The following is a 14778-nucleotide window of genomic DNA, read 5'->3' as shown; positions in this document are numbered from 1 at the left end:
CTCAGTTCAGCGGTTGATGTCGCCGGAGGACCGGGCGGGGCGACCGCCCCGGCCCGACGTTGAGCCGCTTCGTGCCCCCCCGCGAGTGCGACATCACCTTTTCCCGCTCGATGTCGTCTGACCCGGGCGGCGGCTCGCCGGGCGCGGGGATCGGCGCGGCGATCCAGTACACGTCGAAGCCCGACAGCGCATTGTCGCGCTTCCCGCCCTCCGAGAGCGGCCCGCCCTTCGCGAGGTAGTCCCGGAACGCCCGCTGGAACCCGGACCACGCCGGCCGCCGGATGCGATCGAGGTAATCGGTCCAGAGCTGGCCGAGCCCCGCGGCGGGGTGCCCGGCAGGGTCGAGCCCCGGCTCCTCGCCCGTGAGCGGATCGATCGGCTGCGACGCGCGCGTCTGCCCGTCGATCACCACCAGCCCGTTGCTCCGCGGCGGCTCGGGCGCGAGGACGTCCCACCGCGCCAGCATGCGCGGCCACGACGCCACGGCCGCGAGCACCTTGCCCTGCGGGATCGCCGCCGCGCCGGGCAGCGGGTTCTCCTTCGCCGTCTGCGCGATCATCGCCGCGAGCACGACCAGCACCGCCGCCTCGCGCAGCGATCCCGCGACAGCGCGCGCCGTCCGCGCCGCCGGCGCCGGCCCGGCGGGCGCGTCGTCCTCCGCGCCGCTCCCGTCCGCGTGGGCCTCGTCGGGCAGCGGGATGCCGCACGCCTGCTTGCCGAGCAGCGCGCTGATCCGGTGCCGTCGCGTCGCGACCAGCTCGTACGCCGCGTCGAGGAGGTGGGAGACGCCGGGCAGCTTGAGCGGCCACGCGAGCCAGCCGAACGGCAGCGCCAGCAGCGCCTCGGTGACGGCCGCGCCGCGCAGGAACACCCGCCCGTTGCGGTCGACCGCGAGCACCGTCCGGTCCACGAGCTCGGACGTGACCTCCTTCGGCATCGGCAGGTGCTCCGTCGCGCCGGTCTGGTTGCGGACGAGGAGCTCGTCGAGCGCCGTGTTGCCCTGGAACGCCAGGTGCCCGCGCAGATCGAGCCGCTTGAGCAGGCGGCAGATCGTGAGGCACAGGCCGCAATCCGCGTCGTAGACGATCGTGCGGGCCCGCCGCTCGTTCCAGGAGCGCTCGTAGGCGTCCCAGAGCTCGGCGGGCAGCACGAGCGGCGCCGCGGCCACGAGCGCCCAGCCGAAGAGCCCGAAGTCGAAGAGGAGCCCCAGGAGGAGCCCGTGCAGGAGCATCAGCGCCGCGGCGATCCCGCGCGTGAAGCGGAAGAACGCGGGGACGAAGAGGAGCGCCGGGATCGCGAGCTCCATCGCCCGGAACCCGTACGTGAGCCCGGTCAGGGTGCCGAGCGGCAGCGCCCCGCGGAGCCACGCGCCCGCGTCGCTCGCCCACCTGTCGACGTGCAGCGCGTAGTAGAACGCCGTCCCGTCGCGCCACGCGTCGCCGCGCTGCTGGAGCGCCGAGCAGAGGTAGATGAGGCCGAGCTGCAGCAGCACCGCGAGCGCCGCGAGCGAGGTCGGCGACCAGCCGGGCAGGCGCCCGGCCTGCACCTCGGCCTCCGGGGTCGTCGAGCTGTCGTTGAGCTCCGTGTCGCGCTGCTCGTCCCGGAGCGCCATGGAGGCGCGGAGGCTGTCGAGCGAGAAGCGGCTCCCGCACGGCAGGAAGGCGGTGAGCGCGAGGAGCGCTATGGCCGCGTAGTTGCCGGCGTTCTCGAGCAGGATGTTCCGCGACGTCAGGCTCACGAGGAGGACCACCGAGAGCACGTGGAAGACGCGCGTCCGGTAGCCGATCAGGAACAGGACGTAGGCGACCAGCGTGAGCGAGAAGGCGAAGTGGGCCTCGCCCACCGTCGAGAAGGCATGGAACAGGCTGAAGACCTGCTCCTTGTCGCGGAGGTTGAAGAGGTGGTTGTGATTCGGCAGGACGCCTTCGTTCGAGTAGAAGTCCCGCACCCACCGCCACCGCGTGAAGAGGTCGGCGATCAGGACCAGCGCGAAGGAGATGCGGAACAGCCCGAGCGAGCGGGCGTCGAGCCGCAAGAAGTGATCGCGAAGTGATTTCACGGACAGTCCTCGACCCGGAAGCCGTAATCGGACGCGTGCTCGAGCTCGGGGACGCTCGGCTTGCGCAGGAGCAGGGAGCGCACGGTCCACAGATCGCCGAAGACGCGGTAGCGGAGCGCGGTCTGGTCGAGGTAATCGACCCCCGCGGAGCCGCCCGTGCCGGTGCGCCGGCCGATCACCCGCTCGACCATGCGCGCGTGGCGCTGCCGCCAGATGAGCATGGCCTGCTCCATCTCCAGGATCCGGTCGAGCACCTCGCGCGGCCACGCGAGCCGGGGCAGCTCGCGGTAGCTCTCGATGAAGACGATCGCCGCGCGGATCGCCCGGCGCTTCTCGCGGGTGGCCGCGTCGGCCTGCGGGTCGTCCTCGGCGAGCAGGAACGCCTCGGCGTTCGCGTTCTCCGCCTGGTAGCGGGCGCGGAGCCGGTCGACGTCGGCCGGGGTGAGCGCCTTGTCGATCGCGATCTGCACCCTGCGCTCGCTCTCCGCGCGCATCGACCGGATGTAGTTGCGCAAGAAGCGCAGGACCGCGTCCGGATCGCTCGACCCGTCGATGGGCGTCCGCGAGAGCCACTCGTCGAGGTAGTGCTTGAGGCTGGGCCCGCTCGCGAGGCGCGCCTCCAGCCGGCGCGTCGCCGACGACGGCGAGCCGTCGGCGGTCTTGAGCGCCTCCTTGTAGCTCCCCTCCCGGCCGAGCGGGATCCGGAGCGCGTCGTCGAGGCCCATCAGCACCTCGATCTCGCGGAGCTGCGCCGACTGGAAGCCGCTGGCCGGGATCAGGCGATCGCGGAAGTCGAGGTAGTCTCGCGTGGTGAGCGTCTCCATCACCCGGAAGTGCTGGATCGCCTGCTCGAAGATGGTGACGACCCGCCGGAAGGAGCGCGCCGCGGAGGCGAGCTTCTGATCGGGCACGGGGTTCTGGCGGAAGAGCTCGCGCGCCGAGGTGAGCTCGCGGAGGATGAGCTTGAACCAGAGCTCGTAGATCTGGTGGACGACGATGAAGAGGGCCTCGTCGTTGCTGACCTTCTTCTCGTCGTCGTCGAACCCGCCCTGGAGGGCGAGCAGCTCCTCGACGTGGATATAATCCCAGTAGTTCATGTCGGTAGCGATCGCGGGATCTGCGCCCGAGGAGCGTGCGCGGCGTGCTCACTGGCGAGCGCCGCGCGGGCTCCCGTGAGCGGCGCGTGGAGTCTACTTCCCGCGCCCCGCAAAACGGAAGCGCGCCGGCGTGCGTCGCAAGGAATGCGCGTGTCGCAAGAACTGCGCGTCGAGCGGGCGGCCGTCGTTGTCATGAGCCCGGCGCTGCGCCTGTCGTGCACCGCACCGACGCCCGGCGCGCTCACGGCGGGCTCGCCGCGGCGGGCGGCGGCTCGGCCGGGACGCGACGCACGCCGTCGGGGCCCACGTCGACGGGCGGCGCGTAGCTCCGGAGCTCCGCCTTCTCGTGGCTCGTGGCGCCGGCGGCCTCGATCGCCACCACGCCGACGTCGGGGCAGAACGTCGACACGAAGCGCGCCGGCCGATCGCCGAGGCGCTCCTCCACCGTCTGCACGCACCCCGAGAACCGGCCCGCGGGCACCTCGATGGCGACGTCGACCGCCGCGATCCGGGCGCGCCCGCCGTGCTCGCCGATCCAGGTCGTGCCGGGCGCGATCGGCTCCTTGAGCACGAAGGCGCCGGTGTCGCTGCGGACGACGCCCCCGGCGGTGAACTCGAAGCGCCTCACGCCCGAGGGGAACCGGAGCTCACCGTGTCGGGCGCCCGCGCGGTGCACGCGCGCGACGAGCAGGCCCTGCTCGCCGACCTCGTTCGTGGTCGCGTAGTGGTAGATGTACCCGTCGACGAGCGGGAAGTAGCGCTCGGCCCGGGTGCCCGAGGAGACGCCGGGCTGCCCGTCGGGCGCCGCGTTCCACGCCGGGGGCGGCGCCGCGCGGCCGGCGCCGCCGCAGCCGAGGAGCGCGAGCGCGAGCGCGGCGAGGCGCCGCGCGGCGGGGCGGAGCGGGGGCCTCTCGGTCTCCGCGGTCACGTCGCTGCTTCCTCGGTCTCCGCGGTCACGTCGCTGCTTCCTCGGTCTCCGCGGTCACGTCGCTGCTTCCTCGGTCTCCGCGGTCACGTCGCTGCCTCCCCTCGGGCGTCACGGGGCCGCGTGGGCGTGCGACCAGTACCAGAGCGAGAGGAACGCGAGCAATGCCACGGCCGCGAGGAGCAGGATCACGGCGAGCGGATCGGGGTCGATCCGGCGCAGGAGCTCCCGCGCCGCGCGGCGGACGTCGGCGCGCTCGGCCTCCCGCGCGAGCCGCCCCGCCTCCGCCCGGACGAGCGCGTAGTCGCCCCGCTCGAACGCCTGCTGGACGCGCTCCAGCGCGGGATCGCGCGGCCGCGCCGGCACGCCCTCGGGCGGGGGCGACGCCGCCTCCGCGTCACGCCGCTTGCCGCGCTTCTTCGAGCGGCGCCGCGGCTCCGCGCCGTCCGCCCGGTCGGGCGCGACGCCCGGCTCCTCTCCCGCCCGTCCGGCCCCTCGGGCGGCGTCGGTCGGCCCGGGCTCGGCGGCGGCGTCGGCCGGCTCCCTGTCGGTCACGTGCAGCTCCCGGTGATGATGAAGGCCATGGCCGAACCCCTGCAGCGGATGCGTCGAGACGCGGCAGGCTACCTCAGCCCCGGCGCGTGTGCCCCAAAAAAGGCCGGGATATCGCGGGTTCGCCGGGCCTACCGCTCGGTCGCGAGCGGCTCGGGGCGATCACGCCAGGGCACGATCGCCTCGCCCTCGTCGTGGACCACGCAGCGGAGCCCCTCGCACGCGGCCCGGTAGTACGCCTTGCGGCCGCAGCCGACCGCCTGGAAGCGGCCCCCGAGCTGCTCCTCCACCTGCACCTCGCTGTCGGCGCAGTCGAGATCGGACGTGGCGCGCGACCGGACCATCGGCAGCGCGTTGGAGGGCACGTTGCCCACCATGCACGCCGGTGAGAGCGCGAGCGCGACGAGGGCGGCGAGGAGGGGCCTGAGCACGGGGCCAGCGTAGTCCACGAATCCGCTCGTGGGCCCGAGAAATCGGCGCGGAGCTCGCCGTCGGCGGCGTCGTGGAGCAGGGCACCTTCCGGAGCCCGCGGGCCGACCCGCGATCACCATCAGCCCGAGCCGGTCGATGTCGACGCCGACGGAGATCATGTTGCTCGCGAGGAGGACGTCGACGTGCTCCTTCGCGGTGTGGGCGGCCCCGAGGCGGTCCTTGGCCTCCTTGATGGCGCCGGCCTTCTCGCGGGAGGTGAGCTCGACGGGCATCGAGATCGCCCGGCTCCGCGCCCACGGGTGCGGCCCCGCGTGGCCCTCGGGCACGCGCTGCTCGATCGTCGCGACGCGCGTGCGCACGTCGTCCTCGACCAGCCGCCGCATGCCGCCGAGCTCGCGCAAGCTGTTGAAGTAGCCCGCCAGCGTCATGTAGGGGTCGGCCGGCTGATCGTCCTCGCCCCTCGGGTCGAACCGCTCCTGCGCCGCGCCGAGCAGCGCCACGTACGTGCGCAGCAAGATCGCCTTCTGCGGCCGCCCGGGCGCGGCGACGCCGACGTACAGCCGTCCGGGGGGACGTGCGATCCAGCGTGGCGAAGAAGGTCTCGGCGTGATCCACGCCGGGCGGCGGGAAGAGCGCCATCTGCTCGCGGCCGAACAGCGCCCGGATCTGCTCGCGGGCGCGCCGCAGGGTGGCCGTCGAGGCGATCACCTTCGGCGGGACCGGCTTCGCGCCGCCGGGCCGCGACGAGAGGTGCTCGATGGCGGTCTCGTAGAGGCCGACCATCGTGCCGAGCGGCCCAGCGATGAGGTGCAGCTCGTCCTGCACGATGAGCTCCGGCGGCAGCAGCCCCGAGGGCAGCGGGGCCGCCCCCTTCGGCGGCCGATCCATCGGCCCGTGGAACTTCTTCCCCTCGCGCGCGGCGGCCCGGCCGAACAGCATCCCCGTCTCGCCGCGCCACGGCAGCATCGCGAACTTGTCCACGGTGGCCACGAGGAACGCGGGCAGCTCCCGGTAGATCTGCTCGTCCACGAAGAGCACGGGCAGGCCTTCGGCGTTGTTGCGGGGGCTGAAGGCGCAGTCGCTCGGCGGCTCCCCGGAGGGCGTCACGCAGCTCACGACCACCTCCTCCGGGGCCGTCCGGCTCGGCGCGAGCACCAGGCTGTCGCGGCCCAGCCGTCGCCCGCACCAGGGGCAATTGGTGAGCGGGAACGGCGACGAGGCGCTCTTCGAGGAGCTGTTCTTGTACTCGATGACCAGCTTCTTCACCTGCTCCAGCGTGTTGGCGGTCGCCGACCGGCCGACCCACAGTCCGACGGCGAAGCGCACCTGGCCGAGCTTCTCCGGATGCTGCTTCCGGAGAAGCTCCAGCGCGCAGACGAGCGTCGCGGCGCGCCCGAGCTGGTCGAGCGTCAGGAGCCGCAGCGTGTACCGGAGGAGCACCGCCACCCCGAGCCCGCCATCGGGCCGCCGCCGTCCCCGCAGCCGGCGCAGCAGCAGCGTGAAGCCGATCACGCCGAGGTACGCCTCCGTCTTGCCGCCGCCGGTCGGGAAGAAGATGAGCTCGACCTGCTCCCGGTCCTCGTGGGTTTCATCGGCGATGCCGGCCAGGTTGAGCAGCACGAAGGCGAGCTGGAAGAGGTGCCAGGTCGGCCGCTTGTCCTTGCCGTAACGGTCCGGGTTCCGTTGCAGCGCGGCCTGCGCCATCGCCTTGTTCATGAGGCCGAAGGCCTCGAGGACCTCCCGGTCGCGGGCCAGGAGGTCGATCCCGGCCTGGATCCGCGCGCACGCGCGCCGCGCCGGCTTGATGACGAGCAGCTTGCGGGTCTCCTCGCGCCGCGAGCTGTCGAGGGGGATATTCGCCTGGTCGCCGATCCACGCCGTGTAGGCCTCGACGAGCGGCTGGAGCGCCGCGGCCACCGCGGCCCCCGGCCGGCCGTCCGCCGCCGCGCCGTCCTCGAGGGCCCGCGCGGCGAGCTCCGCCAGCTCCTCCATCCGCGTGACGACCCGCTCGTCCTTGCGCGTCTTCACCCGGCGCACCTCGTATCGGGGAATCCACGTCGTTCGCAGCGTGGTCACGGACCGCTGCCCGTCGGGCGCCTCGACGGCGACCCCGTGCCCCACGGCCCACTCGCAGTGCGCGCGGAACTGGAGATCTGCGACCCGATCGTCGGGATCCGGCGCGCCCTCGCCCTTCCGGTTCGGGCGGGGCACGAAGCCGCGCGCGTAGTGGAGCTCGAGCTCTACCTGGAAGATGAACTGCGCGTCTTGCTGGCCGCGCTCCCCCGGCTGGCGGCGGTTCACGACGAACAGCGAGAGCGCGCGCGTCCCCGACAGGCCCGGCGCGTCGGCCGGCTCGAGCTTGCCGCATACCTGGATGCCGGGCGTATCGGGGAGCGGCAGGCCCTCCTCGATGGCCCTTGCATCGAGCGGCAGCTCGACGCTGCGCGGCGGCTGCGGCACCCTGCGCCAGACGACCTTTCGCCTGCGCGGCTCGTCGGTCTTCTGTTCCTCCCGCACGTACTCCGCGAAGGTGACCATCGCCCGGACCGTCTCGGGCTCTCCCGGGTCCCTGGGCAGCAGGACGGAGAGGCCCATCGAGGCGGGGAAGTGGTTCTTCTGCTTCGGCTCCAGCTCGGGCGGGCTGCTCTCCTCGTCGTCGTCCTCTCCGGCCTGGGTGAACTCGTCGTCGGCGGTGGGATCGTGCGTCTCGCGGTCCGCCTGCGGCGCGAGGAAGCCGGTCAGGTACCAGCGCGACGGGGGGAGGGGGAGCAGCTCCTCGGCGGCGCCGGCAGGGGTCCCCGGGGCGAAGGGGCCCACCAGATCGGCCTCCAGGGCGGCGACGAGGCCAGCGCGAACATCGGTCGAGGAGGGCATCGTGGAAGCACGATCGCCCGGTGTGCGCTGCCGGACAAGCGCTTCGCGAGGGCGGCCTCGCGCCTCTGGCGAGCTCGATGGCAAGCCAGCGCCGCTCCGATCTCCGGCTTTGTCGGAGCGTTCGCCGCAATGCGCTCCGCTGCCGCCTGGAGGACGACATGGTAGCCGCGAGTCGGAGCGCGGCCGCCCTCGAGGTTCGCTATCGACCTCATCCCACCGGCTCTCCGGCAGGGTGCACAGCATGGCGCCGAGCCGGGAACGCTGGGCGAGGCTGACGTGATCGAAATTGGCCGCACAGGCCACCGGCATTCCGTCCTCCTCGGTGAGCACCACCTCGGTCGAGAGACCTCGAATGGTGCGCGTGACAGGGACGACGATGATCTCGTTCAAGCTCTCGACCACGGAGTCGCGCGCAAATTGAGGACGGGGCGACGTTTATCAGGCGGGTGGAAGGTGTACCAGCGAACCTCTCCGCGCCTCACGGGACGTCCTCCCAGCCCTCGGCGTCCCAGGCGAGCATCTCGTCGGCGTCATGACCGAGCTCGTCTTGCTGAACGGGCATCTTCGCATAGGCGGCCGCGTCCGCTGGACCGTCCTGGGCAGCCGCCGCCAGCGCCAGCCTGGCCAGCCGGACGCGCTCGTCGCGGGGCAGCTTCAGCACCAAGGGCAACAGGTCGTTTGCAGTGATCTCCATGTGCTCCACCCCATCAACCTGCCCACGTGCCCTTGAGCACGCGAGCGAGTTCCTCCTGTCTGCGCTGCACCACCGCCGGCGCCCAGTCCTTCTCCTTGAGCACCTGGATCGTGAGCGGGAAATTCGCGACGCCGCCCCTCGTGCCATCGCCTTCAGCTCATCCGGCGGCGGTCCGCCCTCCCGCAGCCACGCCGTCACCCGGTCGAGCCGCCGCTCCCGCTCCTTCTCCCGTTCCCTGTCCTTCTCGTGCGCGAAGAACGCCCCCACCACGACGTCGCCGATCAGCCGCACCCGGTCCAGCGCGTCCTGCGCGTCCCACAGGAGCCGCTCCTTCTCCCGTTGCGACACCCCGTCGTCCTGCTCCGCCATCTCGAGGATCTGCTGCCGCAGCGCGATCGCCTCCCCGAGCGCCGCGTCGAGCTCCTTCGTGAACAGCTCCTGCTGCTTCCCCGGCTTCCAGTGGAAGCTCCGGATCTGGTCGAAGTCGAGCCCCACCAGCGAGTCCCCGTGGCACAGCGCATGATCCAGGAACGTGAACGGCAGCTCCCGCCCAGCGTCACCAGCCACAGCGACAGCTTCGCCAGCTCCACCGCCGCGTCGTTCTTGTCGACGCCATAAAGACACCGCTGCGCCACGAGCCGCCGCGCGTGCATCAGCGGATCTCCGTGCTCCGCGCCGATCGCCTCCAGCGCCCCCTCCCGCGTCCAGGCCGCCACCACGCGGTCCTCCAGAAACCGGCACGCCTCCACCAGGAACGCCCCGGACCTCATCGCCGGGTCGCAGACCTTCAGGTTCAGGATCCGCGCCGACGCCGGCGCCTCGCCCATGACCGCGAGCAGCGGCTCCAGCGTCCGCCGCACGATCGGCGCCGACAGGCTCCTCGGCGTGTAGTGCGAGCTCGTCCGCCGCCGCTCGCTCCCCGGCTGCAGCACGAGCTGCCCCGCCTTCGCCCGCGTCAGCCCGCGCTCCGCCTTCCGCCCGCCGGCCGCCTGCTTCGCCAGCGCCTCGACGACCTGCCCGGCCCCCTTCGCCGCCGCGATCTCCTGCGCCAGCTTCTCCGCCTGGGCCGCGCTCAGCCCCACGGTCTCCTTGAGCCACTTCGCCCGCCGCCCCGCCGGGACCTCCAGCACCTCCTCGGCCGTCACCCACAGCCGGTCCGGCTTCATGCACACCGCCTCGGCGGACATGCGCCGGACGTGGTAGCCCATCAGCGCCTCGTACACGCTGCCGATCTGCTCGACGTCCAGCGCCCGGTACGACAGCCGCTGCCCCTCGAACACGAGCAGCTTCTCCAGCACCCGGTACACCGTCTCGTCGTCCACGGTCGGCACCCGCACCTCGGCCTGCGCCTCCGCCTGCCCGATCGGCGCGCCCCCCGCCGGCCCCCAGCCCTCGAGGAACGGGGACGTGTGCGGGTTGAACAGCGACCCGCGCCGCGGCGGCATGCGCAGCGTCCCGTGCTCCACCCCGAGGTACACGGCCCGGAACAGGCTCACGATCCGCCCCCAGGCGCCGAACCGCCGCGCCATCGAGTCGGGATACGCGCCGTGATCGGCCTGGAGCTGCTCGAACAACCCGAGCAGCGAGAGGTGCCCCTGGTAGAGCGGGTGCTCGACCGGCAAGAGCCCGCGATCCTCGGCGTAGAGCACGAAGACGAGCCGCAGGAGCACCGTGAGCAGCCCCTTGTAGAGGTGGTCGTGCGCCCGGGCGAGCGCGTCGTCGAGCAGGTCGCGCCCGTCGCGCTCGGCCGCCGCCTCGAACCCGCGCAGCAGGATCTGGAGCGCGTCGAACACCTGCTCCGCGAGCTCGTTCGTGACGTTCGCCTGGCGCTTCCGGCTCTCGGCCAGCAGCGCCGGCAGCGAGCGGTCCGCGGCCACGCCGAAGAAGCGCCCCGCCGAGAGCAGCATCACGAACGCGTCGAGGATCGGCCGCCCCCCCACGGTCGCCATGTCGTCGATGCGGAACGTGATCGCGCCCGACGACTCGCCGTGCGGCGCGTACACGAGCCGCACGACCTCCCGGTTCGTGAGCAGGCCGATCGGCACCCGGCAGTGCCGCAGCAGCCGGTCGAGCTTCGCCGCCGGCGGGTAATCCCACGTGCCCGTGACCGTCTCGGACCGGTCGAGGTCGAGCCCGCGCGGCACGTCCCAGACGAGCGCCTCGTACCGCGCGCCCGCGCCGCTCGCCGGCGTCGCCTCGGCCCCGTCCGGCGGCGCCGCGGTCCCCCCCGGCTTGCGGAGCGCCAGGGTGGGGCGCAGCGTCTGCTTGCCCTCGGGCACGTACAGCGAGAGCTCCTCGGGCATCGCGTCGCCGGCGTCGAAGAGGTCCGGCGTGAGCCCGAGCAGCTCGGCGAAGAACCGCGGGAGGTCGCCGATGCCGCGCCCGGCCGGGCCGCTCTCGTCCTCGCGGCTCGGCGGGCACAGGGAAAGGAGCCGCGCCTGCGTCTCCGGGGGCTGCCGCTCCATGCACTGGGCATCGGCGAGGACAGGGATGGACACCACCAGCCCCTCGATGGGCTGCACCATCCCGAGCCAGGTCTCGTGGAATCGTTGCTCGACGTCGGACATGGATCTACCGGTCTACCTGCGCGCCGAGGGGCGGCGCAGGGCGCGCGCGGCGCGCTCCACGCTACCTCATCACCTCGGCGCCACCGCCGGCAAGCGCTTCGCGGCGCGCGGGCCCCCTCCACGGACGGGCGCGACGGGGCGCGGCGGGTCGGGGGCGGACGCACCCTCGTCCCCGATCCTGCGGGAGCCCCTTCCTTCGGGTCGCGAAGCGAGGCAGAGTCCGCGTCGGGCCGGCTGCTCTGGTCTGCTACCGGCAGCTCGCGACCCGATGACCATGGGCGACTACAATTACGCAGAGGCGGCGAAGCGGCACTACGCCGATGCGGAGCTCCTGAAGAACGACGGTCGGCTCCCTGGCGCGGACCACTTCTACGGCCTCGCCGCCGAGTGCGCGCTCATCGGCATCATGGCGTGTCGGCCCGAGTGCGCGAGGCACTTCGGGGCGGATGGCTCGATAGAGGGACGGTTCAGGGATCACGTCAACAAGATCTGGACCGAGGTCCTGCGGCTGTTTCAGGGACGCAAGGCCGGCGGCTACTTCAGCGCTCTGACCAGCGCCTACAGGGAGAACCCCTTTCGAGACTGGCACGTTCTCCAGCGCTACCACGCCACCGCGGCGTTCGCGTCGGCGGCCGTCGACCGGCATCGCGACGCCGCCGGCAAATGCATCGCGGTGCTCGAGAGGATGGAACGGGACGGGGCGAAGAAATCCGCCCAAGGCGCGGGGCAACCGCCGGCCGGGCCGGGGTCATCGGAGACGAAGGACAAGGGGACCACGTGAGCGCATCGAGCCAGAACCGTCCTGTCCGCTTCGACGAGGCGATGGAGCGGGCCAACGAATTCCTCGGGCGACGAGCGGAAGAGCTCGGTGGCTCGATGGTCCTCGTCCGCGATCTCTACGGGCGCATCAGCCTGGCCGTCGATGCCGAGCGGCGGCCGCGGCACGCGGAGCTCGCGCACGAGCTGCACGCCCGGCTCGGAGCGTACAGCCCGGGTCCTGACGACATCTTCGTGTTCCGCGGCGAGATGTTCGCGCCCGACGCGACCTTCGCGGCCGAGGATGCGCTCCCCCTCACGGAGGGCCGCGGCGACGTCCGGCTGCTCGATCGGCGGCTGACAGGGCAAGACTGGACGCGCGCGCCGCTCCGCGGAGACGAGGCGGCGGGGCCGCCGCGGGCGACGTTCTTCGGGCTCAAGGGCGGCGTGGGGCGCTCCACGGCGCTCGTCGCGCTGGCTTACCGGCTGGCCAAGGCCGACAAGAAGGTCCTCGTCGTCGACCTCGATCTGGAGTCCCCCGGGGTCAGCACCACCCTGCTCCCCAGCGATGCGCTGCCCGACTTCGGCGTCGTGGACTGGCTCGTGGAAGAAGCCGTCGGGCAGGCCGACGAATCGCTCTTGCGCGACATGGTGCAGGCGAGCCCGCTCGTCACCGATACCGCGGGGGAGATCCGCGTGGTACCTGCAGGTGGAAGCAAGGGAGACTACCTCGCGAAGCTCACCAGGTGTTACATGGAATCGGAGGAGGCGGGCAGGCCGCTCGGCTTCGCAGAGCGCCTCGAGGTCATGCTCGATCAGCTCGAGGCACACGAGCAACCCGACGTGGTCCTGCTCGACAGCCGGGCAGGGCTGCACGATCTGGCGGCGATCACCGTGACCCGCCTCGGCGCCATGGCCTTCCTGTTCGCGGGCAACACGGCGCAGACGTGGAATGGCTACGACCTCCTGTTCCAGCAGTGGAGCCGCCATCCGGCGCGCGCGCGGGCGGTACGCGAGAACCTCAAGGTCGTCGCCGGTCTGATCCCGGAGACCGACCGCGACCGTTATCTATCGAGCTTGCTGGAGAGCTCTTATCGCACCTTCGCCCGGCGGCTGTACGACGCCGTCCCGCCCGGCGCCGTCTCCACGTTCAACTACGACCTGCACGACAGCTCCGCGCCGCATCATCCCCTCGAGATCTACTGGACGCGGGCTCTCCAGGAGTTCGACCCGGTGCGCCGCCCCCAGGCGGTGCCCGAGGATCAACTCGAGGCCGCCTGCGGCCGCTTCGCTCGAGGCGCCGCCGAGCTCCTGGGGATCCCGCTGAGATGATCCCGCGCCCGTTTCCTCCTGAGGCTCTCCGTGAGGCCATCGTCAGCTCGATCCCCGAGCAGACGAGCCAGTTCGGCGACGAGCCGCCCGCACCGCAGTTCGTGTACGTCCCCCGCGCGCACGCGCGGGCGCTGAGCCCGGACACGATGCTGGTGCAGGGGATCCGCGGATCGGGCAAGAGCCTCTGGTGGGCGGCTTTGCAGCGGGAGGAGCACCGCGCGCTCCTCGCGAGCGTGCTCGGCCCGAGTGTCGTGGCCGCGAGCACGCAGGTGAGCCCAGGCTTCGGCTCGGCGCCGCTGCCGAGCTATCCCAGGAAGGACAGGCTCCGGCAGCTCCTCCGAACGCATGAGCCTCGCCTAATCTGGCGCACCATCGTGGCGTATCAAGTCCTGCCCGCGCCGGCCAGGGCGCGGCTGGGCAAGACGTGGGAGGAGCGCGTCGCCTGGGTCAAGCAGAACCCCGACGAGCTGGACACGGCGCTTTACGAGGTGGACGTCGAGCTGCGCTCAGAACGACGGAAGCACCTCGTCATCTTCGATGCGCTCGATCAGACCGCGGACGACTGGGGCGATTTGCGCAGGTTGCTCAAGGGCTTGCTGCAGATCCTCCTCGAGTTCCGTTCCTATCGGGCCATCCGCGCCAAGGCGTTCGTGAGGCCCGATCTGCTGTCTTCTCCCGAGGTCAGCAACTTTCCGGACGCTTCCAAGGTCTTCGCCGGCGAGGTGAGGCTGAGCTGGCCACGCGCGGAGCTCTTCGCGCTCCTGTGGCAGCACCTCGCGAACGCGGAGAGAGGCGGGGATGCCTTCCGCGACGGGTGTGCTCGGCAGTTCAGGCAGATCTTCGAGGAGCTCGAGGATGTCTGGTCGATGCCCGACGACATGCGCCGGGATGAGGACCTTCAGCGCGCGATCTTCCACGCCATCACCGGGCCTTACATGGGTGCAGGCCCGAAGAAGGGCTTCCCGTATACGTGGCTCCCGAACCACCTCGGGGACACTCAGGGTCAAGTCAGCCCTCGGAGCTTTCTCTCCGCCATGCGCGCCGCAGCGACGGACGACCGCTACACGTCGAAGTATCCTTTGCACCACGAGGCGCTCAAGCAGGGCGTCCAGGACGCGTCGCGCATCCGCGTGCGCGAGATCGTCGAAGATTTCCCGTGGGTTGACATCGTCATGAGGCCCCTGCGGGGTCTCACCCTCCTCTGCGAGTTCGAGGAAATCGAGAGCCGCTGGCATGAAGAGGGCGTGCTCGAGGAGCTCGAGGCCTATTCGAGCGGCGTCCCGCCGCGGCGCTTGAGCGAGGGGCACTGGGGTCTGTGCAAGGATCTGGAGGACCTGTCGGTCTTCGAGGTGATGAGCGATGGGCGCTTCAACATGCCCGACGTCTACCGGATCGGCTTCGGTCTCGGCCGCCGTGGAGGCATCCCGCCTGTGCGCTGAGGCGCATTCCCCGCGTCTGCTCCGGAATCCCCACGGCGCACCCCGGGCGCC

Annotated in this window: 10 protein-coding genes; 3 read left to right on the top strand and 7 right to left on the bottom strand. The window is 72.0% G+C overall.

What is annotated here, in order from left to right; all coding sequences use genetic code 11:
* Window position 1 precedes the first annotated feature (1 nt).
* The 7 genes from WMF31_RS39100 to WMF31_RS39070 form a co-directional block, all read right to left on the bottom strand.
* Window positions 2-2059, bottom strand: a complete 2058-nt coding sequence (locus tag WMF31_RS39100; RefSeq protein WP_436606976.1) for a DCC1-like thiol-disulfide oxidoreductase family protein — start codon at window positions 2057-2059, stop codon at window positions 2-4.
* Window positions 2056-3156 (bottom strand): tryptophan 2,3-dioxygenase family protein, encoded by a 1101-nt coding sequence (locus WMF31_RS39095; RefSeq protein WP_436606975.1) that lies wholly within the window; start codon window positions 3154-3156, stop codon window positions 2056-2058. Before WMF31_RS39095 ends, WMF31_RS39100 begins: the two co-directional genes overlap by 4 nt.
* Window positions 3157-3397: 241 nt before the next feature.
* Complete coding sequence (locus WMF31_RS39090) at window positions 3398-4084, bottom strand: hypothetical protein (protein WP_436606974.1); 687 nt, start codon at window positions 4082-4084, stop codon at window positions 3398-3400.
* Window positions 4085-4192: 108 nt separating this feature from the next.
* Complete coding sequence (locus WMF31_RS39085) at window positions 4193-4636, bottom strand: hypothetical protein (protein ID WP_436606973.1); 444 nt, start codon at window positions 4634-4636, stop codon at window positions 4193-4195.
* A 159-nt stretch (window positions 4637-4795) separates the two neighbouring features.
* Window positions 4796-7939 carry a DISARM system helicase DrmA gene (locus WMF31_RS39080; RefSeq protein ID WP_436606972.1) on the bottom strand — a complete coding sequence of 1048 codons (3144 nt, stop codon included), beginning with the start codon at window positions 7937-7939 and terminating at the stop codon, window positions 4796-4798.
* Window positions 7940-8417: 478 nt separating this feature from the next.
* Window positions 8418-9002: a hypothetical protein gene (locus WMF31_RS39075; RefSeq protein WP_436606971.1), complete on the bottom strand. Its 585-nt coding sequence runs from the start codon at window positions 9000-9002 to the stop codon at window positions 8418-8420.
* Window positions 8915-11200 carry a hypothetical protein gene (locus WMF31_RS39070; RefSeq protein ID WP_436606970.1) on the bottom strand — a complete coding sequence of 762 codons (2286 nt, stop codon included), beginning with the start codon at window positions 11198-11200 and terminating at the stop codon, window positions 8915-8917. Before WMF31_RS39070 ends, WMF31_RS39075 begins: the two co-directional genes overlap by 88 nt.
* Before the next feature lie 268 nt (window positions 11201-11468).
* Between WMF31_RS39070 and WMF31_RS39065 the strand changes: the two genes are divergently transcribed.
* Genes WMF31_RS39065 through WMF31_RS39055 form a run of 3 tightly spaced genes read left to right on the top strand, consistent with a single transcriptional unit; the run spans window position 11469 to window position 14727 of the window.
* Window positions 11469-11981: a hypothetical protein gene (locus WMF31_RS39065; protein WP_436606969.1), complete on the top strand. Its 513-nt coding sequence runs from the start codon at window positions 11469-11471 to the stop codon at window positions 11979-11981.
* Window positions 11978-13288: a ParA family protein gene (locus tag WMF31_RS39060; RefSeq protein WP_436606968.1), complete on the top strand. Its 1311-nt coding sequence runs from the start codon at window positions 11978-11980 to the stop codon at window positions 13286-13288. Before WMF31_RS39065 ends, WMF31_RS39060 begins: the two co-directional genes overlap by 4 nt.
* Entirely contained in the window at window positions 13285-14727 is a 1443-nt protein-coding gene (locus tag WMF31_RS39055; RefSeq protein WP_436606967.1) for a hypothetical protein, read from the top strand. Before WMF31_RS39060 ends, WMF31_RS39055 begins: the two co-directional genes overlap by 4 nt.
* The last annotated feature ends 51 nt before the right edge of the window (window positions 14728-14778 follow it).

The organism is Sorangium sp. So ce1036 (assembly GCF_051369805.1).
GTDB classification, from domain to species: Bacteria; Myxococcota_A; Polyangia; order Polyangiales; family Polyangiaceae; genus Sorangium; species Sorangium cellulosum_F.
Note: the sequence above shows the minus strand (reverse complement) of the source record. Positions and strands in the feature narration are given on the sequence as shown.